Source organism: Salinivibrio sp. IB643, from assembly GCF_001996105.1.
Classification (GTDB): domain Bacteria; phylum Pseudomonadota; class Gammaproteobacteria; order Enterobacterales; family Vibrionaceae; genus Salinivibrio; species Salinivibrio costicola.
Genome location: NZ_MUFF01000001.1, coordinates 17,480 through 30,850, shown reverse-complemented (window position 1 = coordinate 30,850; position 13,371 = coordinate 17,480). Strand labels below are relative to the sequence as shown.

The 13,371-nt window shown below is 50.1% G+C and carries 13 protein-coding genes; 5 read left to right on the top strand and 8 right to left on the bottom strand.

The annotated features are described in order from the left end of the window. Nucleotide 1: 1 nt before the first annotated feature. The 7 genes from rng to csrD form a co-directional block, all read right to left on the bottom strand. Nucleotides 2-1,471 (bottom strand): ribonuclease G, encoded by a 1,470-nt coding sequence (gene rng, locus BZG77_RS00115; protein WP_021022696.1) that lies wholly within the window; start codon nt 1,469-1,471, stop codon nt 2-4. Between the two features lie 50 nt (nt 1,472-1,521). After that, on the bottom strand, nt 1,522-2,088 hold the full coding sequence (locus tag BZG77_RS00110; protein WP_021022697.1) for a Maf family protein: 567 nt from the start codon (nt 2,086-2,088) through the stop codon (nt 1,522-1,524). A gap of 9 nt (nt 2,089-2,097) precedes the next feature. Further along, on the bottom strand, nt 2,098-2,586 hold the full coding sequence (gene mreD, locus BZG77_RS00105; protein ID WP_021022698.1) for a rod shape-determining protein MreD: 489 nt from the start codon (nt 2,584-2,586) through the stop codon (nt 2,098-2,100). Continuing rightward, on the bottom strand, nt 2,586-3,518 hold the full coding sequence (gene mreC, locus BZG77_RS00100) for a rod shape-determining protein MreC (RefSeq protein ID WP_077645727.1): 933 nt from the start codon (nt 3,516-3,518) through the stop codon (nt 2,586-2,588). The genes mreD and mreC overlap by 1 nt, the downstream gene beginning before the upstream one ends. A 33-nt stretch (nt 3,519-3,551) precedes the next feature. Beyond that, nucleotides 3,552-4,595, bottom strand: a complete 1,044-nt coding sequence (locus tag BZG77_RS00095) for a rod shape-determining protein (RefSeq protein WP_077645726.1) — start codon at nt 4,593-4,595, stop codon at nt 3,552-3,554. Between the two features lie 158 nt (nt 4,596-4,753). Beyond that, the gene (locus tag BZG77_RS00090; RefSeq protein WP_077645725.1) at nt 4,754-5,263 is read right to left on the bottom strand and encodes a hypothetical protein; all 510 of its coding nucleotides are present in this window, start codon (nt 5,261-5,263) and stop codon (nt 4,754-4,756) included. Next, nucleotides 5,260-7,239 (bottom strand): RNase E specificity factor CsrD, encoded by a 1,980-nt coding sequence (gene csrD, locus BZG77_RS00085; protein ID WP_021022702.1) that lies wholly within the window; start codon nt 7,237-7,239, stop codon nt 5,260-5,262. The genes BZG77_RS00090 and csrD overlap by 4 nt, the downstream gene beginning before the upstream one ends. Nucleotides 7,240-7,358: 119 nt before the next feature. On the opposite strand from csrD, the gene BZG77_RS00080 reads away from it, so the two are divergent. Together BZG77_RS00080 and BZG77_RS00075 are read left to right on the top strand one after the other, a co-directional pair. Next, nucleotides 7,359-8,246 carry a LysR family transcriptional regulator gene (locus BZG77_RS00080; protein WP_077459909.1) on the top strand — a complete coding sequence of 296 codons (888 nt, stop codon included), beginning with the start codon at nt 7,359-7,361 and terminating at the stop codon, nt 8,244-8,246. A gap of 144 nt (nt 8,247-8,390) precedes the next feature. Continuing rightward, the gene (locus BZG77_RS00075; protein WP_077645724.1) at nt 8,391-9,551 is read left to right on the top strand and encodes an alpha-hydroxy acid oxidase; all 1,161 of its coding nucleotides are present in this window, start codon (nt 8,391-8,393) and stop codon (nt 9,549-9,551) included. A gap of 123 nt (nt 9,552-9,674) precedes the next feature. Here the strand turns inward: BZG77_RS00075 and BZG77_RS00070 are convergent, their stop codons facing one another. Further along, entirely contained in the window at nt 9,675-10,214 is a 540-nt protein-coding gene (locus BZG77_RS00070; protein WP_077645723.1) for a single-stranded DNA-binding protein, read from the bottom strand. Between the two features lie 286 nt (nt 10,215-10,500). Between BZG77_RS00070 and BZG77_RS00065 the strand changes: the two genes are divergently transcribed. The 3 genes from BZG77_RS00065 to galU all read left to right on the top strand — a co-directional run bounded on the left by BZG77_RS00065 (nt 10,501) and on the right by galU (nt 13,353). Continuing rightward, a complete protein-coding gene (locus tag BZG77_RS00065) occupies nt 10,501-11,208 on the top strand; it encodes a LuxR C-terminal-related transcriptional regulator (protein ID WP_077645722.1) in 708 nt (235 codons plus the stop codon). A 63-nt stretch (nt 11,209-11,271) separates the two neighbouring features. Further along, a complete protein-coding gene (locus tag BZG77_RS00060) occupies nt 11,272-12,228 on the top strand; it encodes an acetyltransferase (protein ID WP_077645721.1) in 957 nt (318 codons plus the stop codon). A 264-nt stretch (nt 12,229-12,492) separates the two neighbouring features. After that, nucleotides 12,493-13,353: a UTP--glucose-1-phosphate uridylyltransferase GalU gene (gene galU / locus BZG77_RS00055; RefSeq protein ID WP_077577325.1), complete on the top strand. Its 861-nt coding sequence runs from the start codon at nt 12,493-12,495 to the stop codon at nt 13,351-13,353. Nucleotides 13,354-13,371: the final 18 nt, after the last annotated feature.

Below are 13,371 nucleotides of genomic sequence, written 5' to 3'. Positions count from 1 at the left end.
CTTACATCATTACTACGTCAAACTGTTCTTGTGTATACAAAGGCTCTGACTTCACTTTGACTTGCTTACTAATAAATATTTCCAATTCAGCCACAAGGTGAGAGTCTTCGCCGGCAAGGGCTTCAATGACTGCCGGCGCGGCATAGACAACAAACTTATCCGCATCATAGGTACGATTGACCCGAGTAATTTCTCGCAGCACCTCATAACAGACGGTTTCCACGGTTTTGACCGAGCCACGCCCGTCACACGTCGGACACCCGCCACACAGCACGTGTTCGATGCTTTCTCGTGTCCGCTTACGGGTCATTTCGACCAAGCCTAACTGGGTAAAGCCATTAATGTTGGTTTTTACTCTGTCTTGGCTCAATGCCTGCTCAAGCGAGTGCAGCACACGACGGCGATGCTCATCCGTGCTCATATCGATAAAGTCGATAATGATGATCCCGCCCAGATTTCTCATCCGAAGCTGACGTGCAATAGCGCGAGTGGCTTCAATGTTGGTATTAAAAATGGTTTCATCGAGGTTGCGGCGTCCAACAAAGGCGCCGGTATTAATGTCGATGGTGGTCATCGCTTCCGTCTGGTCGATGATCAGGTAGCCGCCCGATTTTAGCTGTACTTTACGCTCTAACGATCGTTGAATTTCGTTTTCCGTGTCATACATATCAAAGATGGGCGCTTGTCCGTCGTAATACGCCAACTTATCGGCTAATTCAGGCACAAATTCGGAGGTAAACTCTTGTAGCTTTTCATAGGCCTGTTTGGAATCGACCCGAATCAAGTCTAACTCAGTGCCGACAAAGTCACGGACAATGCGCTGCGCCAACGCAAGCTCGCCATACAGCATGGACTTGGTTTTATATCGGGCGCGTCGCTCTAATACCTTGTTCCATAATCGCTTTAAAAAGGCGGCATCTTGCGCCATTTCATTATCTGTTGCGCCCTCAGCGGCCGTGCGAATAATAAAGCCACCCAGCTCGTCACAATACTCACTGACGATGCTTTTTAGGCGTTTGCGCTCATATTCGCTCTCGATCCGTTGCGATACGCCCACATGGGCAGCGCCAGGCATGAAAACCAGATAGCGCGAGGGCAAGGTAATGTCAGTGGTTAAACGCGCGCCTTTTGTGCCTAGCGGATCTTTCACCACCTGCACCACAATATCTTGCCCTTGACGGACAAGTTCGGAGATATCGCGAACTTGAAATTGCTGTTTCTCGTTTTCTGATACGCATTCGGTATGAGGAACAATATCAGAGGCGTGTAAAAACGCGGCCTTCTCTAAGCCAATATCGACAAAGGCTGCCTGCATTCCAGGCAAAACACGACTGACCTTACCTTTGTAGATATTGCCTACAATTCCGCGTTTCGCTTCACGTTCTATGTGAATTTCTTGGAGGTTGCCCCCCTCTACCATCGCCACCCTCGTTTCACTGGGTGTGACGTTTATTAACAGTTCCGCACTCATGGTTTCCCCGATGTCTCAAAAGTGGGGCCTAGCGCCACTCGTTGGTGCGCTCAGACCGAAAATTGTTTGAGCAGTTGCTCGGTTTCATACAGTGGCAAACCAACGACGGCGTGGTAGCTTCCATCGATACGGGTCACAAACTTACCGCCCAATCCTTGAATCGCGTATGCACCGGCTTTATCCGCGGGCTCCCCCGACTGCCAATAAGCATCAATCATCTTATCCGTCAGTGAACAAAACCAGACTTTGGTGGTGACAACGGTGGTGACTTGCTTGATGGCATTTGCCACTGTCACGGCCGTCATCACTTGATGCTCTCGCCCAGACAGCTGTTTAAGCATCCGGGTTGCATCGGCTTGATCTATCGGCTTTTCCAGTACTTGGTCACCATCAACCACAATGGTATCCGCGCCAAGTACCGGGATGTGCCCACCCGTTTGTATCACGCCGGCTCGCGCTTTATCTTGCGACAAGCGTGAGACATAGGCATAGGGCGATTCGCTCGCGTTTTGTTTTTCCTCTACATCGATGACGACACGGGAAAAGTTGACGCCCATTTCGGTGAGCAGTTCATGGCGTCGAGGCGATCCCGAGGCCAGGTATAAATCACAATGCATAGTCCCTCGCTAACGAATGGCAAACCGACGGCGTAACCGGCGCAATAGTAAGAACACCCAGGGCCACAGTATAAAGTTAAGCACACCCGCCCAAAGCTGTTCAGGATTAAACTGTACGTTAGAGACTAAATACTCCGCCCAGAACTCGATCAATTTTCCAGCCAAGGTCAGTAAAGACAGTAAAAGCGCTTGGTGCCAATAGGACATATTGCGCAGTAATTGAAAATTAAGCGCGACAATATATATCAAAATGGCCATGGTCATCCCCCGAACGCCCAAGGTGGAGCCCAACATCAGATCCCATAACAGCCCGACTACTAACGCTGTCCCCACATTCACTCGATGTGGTAACGCCAGAACCCAGTAAAATGCGACGAGCAAGACCCAAGAAGGACGAAAAGGCGCCAGTTCACCGGGCCAAGGAGCGGCCTGCAAAATCAACGCAACCATGAAGGAGAGCCAAATAACCAATTGGCCACGAAATGTCACATTTGCCATTATGGTGATTCTCCCTCGCTACCTGACGACGGCGTAGAGTCAGATGACGGGTTTTCTTGCTCAGATGACGATTGACTCATAGGCCGATCGGAGGGCGCATTATCGGCTTTTTCTGGGGTTGGCCAGACTAAAAGAAGATAACGTAACCGATCGAATTTTACTGCGGTTGTCGCGGTGACTTGCGCAAAGGGACGTTTATTATCAAACGAGAATTCTGTCACCGTGCCCACCGGATAGCCTTCAGGAAAGACGCCGCCAAGCCCGGATGTCACTAATTTATCACCCACTTTAATATCCGTGCTACTCGGAATATTATCCAAACCGATATAGGCGGTGGTCCCACGGCCAGACGCTATCACGCGAATATCATTGCGCATCACTTGAACTGGCACCGCATGAGTAGGATCAGTGAGTAACAAGACACGGCTATTATGCGCACCGACATAAGCAACCTGTCCGACGACCCCGTGTTCATTGATCACTGGCTGCCCTTCATACACGCCATTGGTGCGTCCTTTATCGAGCATCACTTGGTGTTTATAGGGATCAGAATCGACCGCCATCACTTCAGCGACCATTTTTCGTTCATCACGAATAAACGACGATCCGAGTAGCTCACGTAAGCGTTGATTTTCGCGCTCTGTCTGTGCCAATAGAAGCTGATCACTTTCGAGCTGCAACACTTGTTTGCGTAAAGCGCGATTTTCAGCCACTACACGTTGATGAGCGCGAAACTGCATCACTAATTCATCAAGGGTGTCACGAGGCACATTCGATGCATACTGAAGCGGTGCAACCAAGGTGTTGAGGAAATAGCGGACCCCAGCAAAAGCATCAAGACGACTATCAGCCAGCATAAGGCTGACTGATAGTAGAAGCGCGAAAAACAGGCGTAATTGCAGAGACGGTCCTCTGCCAAACATAGGTTTCATAATGAAAACAACCTGTTTGTTGGCAACGTCACGTTAATCTTCGCTAAAAAGATCGCCGCCATGCATATCGATCATCTCAAGCGCTTTACCCCCACCCCGTGCAACACAGGTCAGTGGATCTTCCGCCACAACCACCGGAATCCCCGTTTCTTCGGTCAGTAAACGATCGAGATCGCGCAGAAGAGCGCCGCCGCCGGTAATCACCATGCCGCGCTCGGAGATATCGGACGCAAGCTCTGGTGGGCACTGCTCTAACGCCACCATCACTGCCGAAACGATACCGCTCAGCGGCTCTTGTAGCGCTTCCAAGATTTCGTTGGAGTTTAGCGTAAAGCTACGTGGCACACCTTCAGCAAGGTTACGACCGCGAACTTCAATTTCGCGCACTTCATCGCCCGGATAGGCTGAACCAATCTCGTGCTTAATGCGCTCTGCCGTCGCTTCACCAATCAAGCTGCCATAGTTACGGCGAACATAATTGATAATGGACTCGTCAAAACGGTCACCACCAATACGCACTGATGAGGAATAAACCACACCATTAAGCGAGATGACCGCCACTTCGGTGGTACCACCACCGATATCAATCACCATCGAACCGGTCGCCTCGGAAACCGGCAGGCCAGCGCCAATCGCCGCGGCCATCGGTTCGTCAATCAGATAAACTTCACGCGCACCCGCGCCCACGGCTGATTCGCGAATGGCACGGCGTTCAACTTGGGTAGAACCACAAGGCACCGCCACTAGCACTCGTGGGCTCGGACGCATGTAGCTATGATCATGCACAGACTTAATAAAGTGTTGTAACAYTTTTTCGGTGACATAAAAGTCAGCAATGACGCCGTCTTTCATCGGGCGGATCGCGGCAATATTACCTGGCGTTCTACCCAGCATTTGCTTCGCATCATGACCCACAGCAGCCACACTCTTAGCAGAACCCGCGCGGTCTTGACGAATAGCGACAACAGACGGCTCATCCAGAACAATGCCCTGTTCTTTTACATAAATCAGTGTATTGGCGGTTCCCAAATCAATCGATAGATCGTTGGAAAACATCCCGCGAAGTTTCTTAAACATGATGGTCAGTTAATCCTGCAAGCTGTGAAATCAGACAAATTGAGCTAAATGTATCAACGCGCACGGTAAGCAGCAAGATACGGTGCTTTAAACCTGAATGAGATCTGTGTTTTTTTTCAATGCGCTGTCATTTTGATGATTTTTCCATCAAAAACGCATCATTCCCTTTGTTTTTCTGCCGCGGGTGACTGGCATGATTCACCGATCACCAACGTCGTGGACGCTTGTTGTGAAGCCGTTGCCTCCTGATACATCAAATAACACGCGGGCGCTGGCTGCTCATGGAACAACCAAATAAAGTCAACGCGGTTTTGTTCAGGGTATCGTCGTATCTGCCAACGTGTGGTGTCCTGCAGCGCGCTCACTAACTTAGGCAGCGCACTGATTTGGGGATAGCCATATGTTACGCCTATGTCGATACCGTCGACGGTCAGTGATTGAGCAGGCTGATCGGTGATTTTCTCGGCTTTCGCCAAGGCATACGTCCGTGTCGAGGCACTATCAATACCACTTTTTAACCCTTTCAACGCTGACACATTCGCATCGGCTTCATAATCATAGAACTTAGGTACCGCAATGACGACAAGAACTGACAAAATACTGACTAATAATACGGCTTCTAACCATCCACGTCCCTGTTGAAGTGCTTTTTTTTCCCTAAGCGTCATCGTTTCCCCCAGCGGCGTCGCTTTTTCTGGGCAGGATGCGGTGACATTTCGGCACCCAGCAAACGCCCTTGCCCACCTGCCACACCAAGATCTTTCACCACGGACCACTCCTCATTCGTTTCCACACCGACGGCCAGCACTTCCGTGCTGGTTGCTTCACAAGCGCCCAACACACTGCGCAAATACAGCTGGTTTTCAGGGCGTTGGTGAATATTGCGGACCAGGCTACGATGCAGCTTGATATAAGCCGGTTGAATATCTTTTACGTAGTGAGTGCTCACTATCGTTCTGCCTGCTTGGTCAACGACAAGTCGGCACCCTAACGCGGCAATCATTCGTAAGCAAGGTCGCGCGGCATCAAAGTGCGAGACTAAAGCGCCCTCCGAGACTTCCACCAGCAGTCGATTTAATGTACTGCGTGGAGTTTGTAGCAAGGCATCACGCAGCCAAATCACAAATTCGCGCTGACATAGTGAGTATGCACTAACATTCACCGCATAGTTATCAATATAATCACGCGTTTTTAGCCACCATAACGCACGTCCTACGGTAGCCTTGTCGAAAGTAACATCCATGCCGACCCACTCGACCCCGGGCCAAAAGCGCGATGCTTTTAACACTTTACCTTTTTCGTCTTTAATTCGGCCCAAAAGTTCATAATGGAGACGGGTTTTGCCATCTCGTGCAAACACGGGTTGGCGGTAGAGCATGGGGCCTTCACCCGCCATTACCGACTCGAGTAAGGTTCGCCAACGTACACTGCCGCGTTTATCCAAACGGCTGAGTTGTTTATCAAACTGTGACCAGCCATTTTGTCCTGTTAGCTCCGCCGCTTTTAGCGCTCGCTCAGCTTCATCCATTAATCGGCCACGCCGCTCCCCCGCGCCAAAAGAAGTCATGCCCAAATGAAACCAGTTATCTTTATCCAACGCCTCTGACGGCGTCAGTTTATCTAAAGCGTTGGTGATTTGCGCCAAGAAAGGATGCACTTCATCCCCTGCCTGGTTGACCAATAGGATGGCAAAATCAGACGCAAAGTAACGCGCAAGCACGGCATCGGGAAAACGCTGAGTCGCATTAGAGAGCACGTTACCGATAGCTTGAATCAAGTGATCCGCGGCCTCTTGACCATGTTGCGCGACCAACTCATCCCAGTCGGCAACACGGACTAAAATAACACTGCCTTGACTCGCATCATCGGTCGCCAGTGTATGCAGCCGGTTATCAAACATCACGCGGTTCGCGGCTCCCGTTAGCTGATCGAGAAAGGTATTTGTGCGGATAAAGGTGTCAAAACGACTCCGCTCCTGCCGAGCCTCTTTAAGCTCCTCAATGAGCTGACTCAACGCAGCACTCGCGGGAATAGGCCATTCTCGAGGGTCGCCTTGCTGTGCCTCATCCAGGCGGCCCGCCAAAACTAATCGGCCACGCTGCTCCAAGACTTCACTGCCATACAGTTGCCGCCGCAACCATCCGATCCCCCACGCTAAACCAAGGACAATCACCAAAATCGCCGCCGACAACGAAAAGAGGGGGCCAATCGAATACGCAAACTCGGCATAAGGCGGGACAAATGTGAGTTTCACGGCATAACCAGGATGACTGTCGAGCGGAATATCTCGCGTGATAACTTGTTGTGTGGCGATCGTTTGATATTGGATTTGTTCGTATTGATACAAGATCCCGGTTTCTGAATAGATGGTCAAAGAGGTCACGTCACTGGCTTTGAGCATTTTGGGCAACCAGCGTGAAAAATACTGATTGTCTCGTTGCTCGCTCGCCATCTCTTGATCAATCACCTCGACCATGCCATCGACGTAATGCGAGATAAAGTCGATCCCCAGCTGGCGAAAACTGATAGCGCCACCAATAAATAAGACGAAAATGGCGCACACCACGATTAAGGTGACAAATGCAACGAGTCGGTTGGTCAGCTTCATTCCGCTGACTTTAATCGCATTAGCTGTTCTATCCATGATTCTCTGCTGACTGAGGTCGCCTTTTGGGGCTCGTAGCCGCTATTATCAGGCTTAGTGATCATAATGTGAATGCCTAGCCACCATCCGTGGCTACCTTTTCTTCCCCAAGAGGACTCATGGACTGGATTACCTGTACCAAAAGCTTTATTTGTGTGGTCGATCAGGGCTCGTTAGCACAAGCTGCCACGCAACTACATACCTCAAGCTCAGCCTTATCCAAACGCCTGAGTTGGCTTGAGCGCCAGCTTGGCGTGCAACTGTTAAAACGCACCACCCGAAGCTTGTCGATGACCGATGCCGGTGATCTTTTTTATCACCGAGCAAAAACCTGGGTCGACGATTGGCAACAATTAGTCAGTGAAACCACGTCTACCTTTGGGGAAGTCAGCGGCATATTACGTATTGGTGCGCCATTGGTGACAGGGAACCGTTTTCTGGTCAACTTTATTGCTGAGTTTCTTGAGATTTATCCGAAAATCAAGGTTGAGCTCACCACCTTGACCCCAGGACAGCTCCCTGATCTTAATCTTGATGTGGTGATCAGCCGCGAGCTCGAGTACTTCAACTCTGCCAGCTATATTGCGGCAAAGCTGTTTGATTTTCAGCCTGGCTTTTTTGCCTCACCCACCTATCTTGCTCGGCACGCGCCGATAACCCACCCTGACCAACTAAGCCAACATAATATTTTGCTCTATGGTCACTCCCATCAGCCTCAAGAGCGGGTCTTCGAAGATGGCACACGTTTGCAGTTATCGGGGAACTTTGTCTCGCCTAACCCTGAAGCCTTAGTGAGCGCCGCGGTCATTGGCATGGGCATTATTTTAGGAGGGGCTGGCACCGTGCAAAAAGAAATTGATCAGGGCTTATTGGTTCCCGTATTGCCTGCACTCAAGCAGCCACGCTCATCGGCTTATGCGTATTACCCCAAGTTGGAATACAACCACACGAAGACCAAGCTATTTATCGATTTTATTAAACAAAAAGTTAAACAGTTGTACATTTAGCACGCGCCACCCTTTTATGGGAGACTAGGTTCTATCAGGGGTTAGGCGATTTTGGAAAAAGTATTTTATTTTTTGTCTATATATCACTAACAATTGCTGCGCTAGGGTAGGGCTAAACACTCACCTCACAGCGATACGATATTTATGTCTTACTATCATCCTCAATACCCTGATACGCCTGCGCTTAAAAAAGCAGCTAAAAAGCGTATTCCTGCCTTCGCGTTTGATTATCTTTGTGGCGGTTGTCACGACGAAATTGGGGTGGCGCACAATGCAAGCTCCTTCACTCAAGTAAAGCTGCAATCTGATTTACTCGCCCCGACCCCTGACATTGACTTATCGGTCGAACTCTTTGGCAAACACTACGCCGCCCCATTCGGTGTCGCGCCCGTCGGATTACAAGGGCTGATGTGGCCAAAAGCGCCAGAAATTCTCGCGAAAGCGGCTTACAAATCGAACCTTCCTTATGTACTCAGCACCGTATCCTCAGCGAGTCTTGAAACCATTGCCGAGATCTCTGAGGGCACGGCGTGGTACCAGCTGTATAATCCGACAGATGCCAAGATCCGTGACGATCTGATGGGACGCATCAAACGAGCAGGGTATAAAGTGCTGGTGGTGACGGTGGATGTCCCCACCTTTGGTTATCGTCCTCGCGATATCAAAAATGGCTTGGCCATGCCGCCCAAAATGAACCTTCGTAATATCGCGCAAATGATGCAATGTCCGAGCTGGAGCTGGCATACACTCCTTGCCGGTGTTCCTGAAATGCAGACCTTGAAACCTTACATGCCCAAGAATATGCCCACCAGCGAGCTGGCTAACTTTATGAATAATACCGTGATGGGCGCGGTCGACTTTGAGAGCCTAAAAGTGATCCGGGATAACTGGGATGGGCCATTAGTGCTTAAAGGGCTGGTAAACCCTGAGGATGTCGCACAAGCAGTTGCGCTGGGCGCAGATGGTGTGGTGCTATCCAATCATGGCGGCCGCCAGTTAGATGTGGGCGAATCCCCGTTAGACACGATTCAAACCATTAAGCATCAATACGGCGATAAAATTAAACTGTTAATGGACAGCGGCGTACAAAGCGGTGGCAACGTAGCGCAGGCCATGGCAATGGGTGCTGACTTTACCTTGCTGGGCCGAACCTTTGTTTATGCTTGTGGCGCCGTGGGTCAACACGGTGGTGAGCATGCCATTGAAATGCTCACTCAACAAATGACTCAGGTGATGGGCCAATTAAAATGCCCCACGCCAACCCAACTGCCTTACTTTTTAAAAGCTGGACCTGGCGTTGCCTAATCTCATGCCGTGAATCAATACGACATCATAAAAACAAAGCGCCCCAATCACGGGGCGCTTTGTCGATCAAGCTTTGTCGATAACGATATGGCGCTCAGATAGCCGTTGGTTAAAAACGCTAGCCTAGAACGGAATATCGTCGTCAAAGTCAGGCAGATCATTATACTGCTGCTGAGGCTGAGATTGTGGCTGCGGGGCCGCTTGCTGCTGAGGTGGTTGTTGATTCATGTTTTGCTGAGGCTGCTGAGGTTGACCCCATCCACCTTGCTGCTGCGATGGCTGCTGCATTGGCTGGCCTTGGTTTTGGCCGCCGCGACCACCCAGCATTTGCATGCTACCGCTAAACGGCTGTACCGCCACTTCCGTGGTGTAGCGATCTTGACCGCTTTGGTCTTGCCATTTACGCGTTTGTAGTTGGCCTTCAATATACACTTGCGAGCCTTTACGCAAATACTCACCGGCGACTTCTGCGGTTTTACCAAATAACACAACACGATGCCATTCTGTTTTCTCTCGCATCTCACCGGTGTTTTTATCACGCCATGACTCCGAGGTCGCGAGGCTTAGGTTCGCCACCGCACCGCCGTTGGGAAGGTAACGGATTTCCGGATCATTGCCCAAATTACCAATCAAGATGACTTTATTTATGCCACGGCTGGCCATAGGTGACTCCCATTGTTGCTGTTACGCGCGAAATGATTTCGCTCACTGGATAAATAAGCATGAAGTCTAGCACGAGCCCCCTCGAGGTTCGAAGCTTTTCAACGCGATCAGGTTCCAGATTCTGCGCTTGCAATGGCGTAACAATGCGTTACCACAAAGTGGATATACCTAAGCAATGAAAATAGTTTAAACTGATACAAATCTTGCCTCGCCTTGGCGTTTGTGAACGGACAGTGCCCAGCTCTCACGCAGCGACGCCTGTTAAGTGATCATCAGTAGGATGCTTATGAACCAAGCAGAAACCACTTCAGACCATTACACCCTTCTTCTTATTTCCCAGCCTAGCATGTCTGTTTCGGCGTTAATGACGTGTTTAGAAAAAGAAACACATTGTGCCGTTGAACTCGTACCTCCCCACGAGATTGCAGCCAAACTGACTGCGCGATCTGGACTGGTGCTCATTGATCTCAATGCCTTTGATGACACCGCTACCGACCAACTCAAACAAACGTTAGCACCCTTTGCCGAGCAACACGTATTCGCCTTACTCAATGCTCATGATTTGAGTGCCAAAGAGCTGGCGAGCTGGCCTTTTATCAAAGGGGTATTTAAAAAAGAGGATGAAGTGCATCACCTTTGTCACGGCGTTGAAAAGATGTTTTCCGGTGAGTATTGGTTGCCCCGCCATAAAATGGCTGCCTTAATCCATTATTACCAACAGCATCACCAGCAAACCATTGACGAACAGGCGGTTGTGTTGACTAACCGTGAACAGCAGATTTTGCATCATTTGGTCACAGGTGCCTCAAATCAAGATATCGCCAATGCCTTAGCGGTGAGTGAGCACACAGTCAAATCGCACCTGTATAACGTGTTTAAGAAAATCAACGTCAAAAACCGTGTACAAGCGGTGTTCTGGGCGAAAAATAACGCCTCATTAATTGGCTTTACCGGACAAGAAGGTCCAGTCGATAATGACGAGGTCAATGGATAACTTGGACCCCAGCTGTCCCCGCGTTACCATGGTGTAATTCTTAGCCAAAAAGGACGTTGTAGGATGGCTTTCGATGTATTTAATGGCGATGCAGACGGCCTAGCGGCTTTGGTGCAATGGCGTCTTGCCTACCCTGAAGCCAATACGCTGATCACCGGGGTAAAACGTGATATTGCACTGTTAAAGCAGGTTCCCCTGGCCACTGAGCAGGTCACAGTGATGGATCTCTCCATGGCCAAAAATCAAGCCGCTCTAGACGCTTTGCTCGCCTCCGGCACCCAGGTTTTTTATGCCGATCACCACCAAAGCGGCACCGTGCCTCAATCGCCTTTGCTTCACGCCCACATTCATACCAGCGCGAACACCTGCACCGCCTTAATTATTGATAAACTTTTGCACGGTCAATATCGAGAATGGGCGCTGGTTGGTGCCTATGGCGATAATCTCCATCGTACCGCTAACGCCCTCGCCCACCAGTCACAAATAGCAGCCAGCCAACGTGATCGGCTTGAACAGCTTGGCCACTATCTTAATTACAATAGCTATGGCGCCAGCCTRGATGATCTCATCATGCCTCCTGCCATCTTAYATCGGCATCTGTGTGGCTTTGATACCCCCGATGCCTTTATGCGCGCTTATCCGGACATTGTAACGACCTTGGCAGAGGCCTACCAAAGCGACCGTGATAACGCGAAAGCGCTAGCGCCTGAAACCACTGGAGATGGGGGTAAAATTTATCTGTTACCGGATGCTGCTTGGGCGCGTCGCATCAGTGGTATGTTAGGCAATCAGCTGGCAAATCARGCGCCCGACAGTGCGCATGCTGTACTGACGCCGATGCCGAGCGGTGATTGGATGGTCAGTATCCGCGCGCCGTTAAATCGTCCCTCTGGCGCGGTACAGTTAGCAGAGCAATTTGCTACCGGTGGCGGTCGGGCTGCCGCGGCGGGCATCAATGCCTTGCCTGCCACCGCCTTATCGGCATTTACCGCCGCGTTTATGGCACATTTTTCGCCATAGCGGGATCAGCAATACCGAAGCCGTCACGCTATCACGCCCTGAGWATGCTTACGACTTGCGTCGCTGCCTGTAACCCAGCAAACTATTGCTCGATAACAAACTATTGCTTTATAACAAACTGTTGCTCCATAACAAACTGTTGCTCTATAAAAAACGTTTTGCCTCATAAGATATAYGCTGAGTGGCCACTTATTCGCAAGCCGGTAAGTGGCGTACATACAGCCTAACGTGCTGATGGCGACTCGATAAAACAAAGGATCCACGATGATTAAAAAATGTCTGTTCCCAGCGGCTGGCTATGGCACCCGCTTTTTACCGGCGACCAAATCGATGCCGAAAGAAATGATGCCGGTGGTCAATAAACCCCTGATTGAATATGGCGTAGATGAAGCGTTGGAAGCGGGCATCAATGGTATGTGTATCGTCACAGGGCGCGGCAAACATGCCATYATGGACCATTTTGATAAAAACTATGAGCTCGARCATCAAATCAGTGGCACCAATAAAGAAGCACTGCTGGACGATATTCGTAATACRATAGAAAAAGCCTCMTTCACTTACATTCGCCAACATGARATGCGCGGGTTAGGACACGCGATCCTGACAGGACGCGATTTAGTTGGCGATGAGGCCTTTGCGGTCGTCCTTGCTGATGATCTTTGCATTCATCCAGGCAACGGCGTGCTTAACCAGATGGTCGCGCTCTACAATCAGTTCCGCTGCTCCATTGTCGCCGTCGAAGAAGTGCCAGAAGATGAAACCCATAAATATGGGGTGATTGCGGGCCAAGAGATCAAAGATGACCTTTTCCGCGTAGACAATATGGTAGAAAAACCCGATCCCGGTAATGCACCGAGCAATCTTGCGATTATTGGCCGTTATATTCTCACGCCCGATATCTTTGATCTGTTAGAAAACACCCCACCAGGTAAAAATGGTGAGGTGCAGATCACCGATGCCTTGCTAAAACAAGCGCAGTCAGGCTGTGTGCTTGCCTATAAATTTAAAGGCGAGCGCTTTGATTGTGGCAGTGTTGAGGGCTTTATTGAGGCCACAAATCACTGCTATCAGCATCACTACCTCGGTAGCAGTAACAAAGATGAGGCAACCGTCAAAAATCCGTAGTCGCCTCAGGTGCACTGG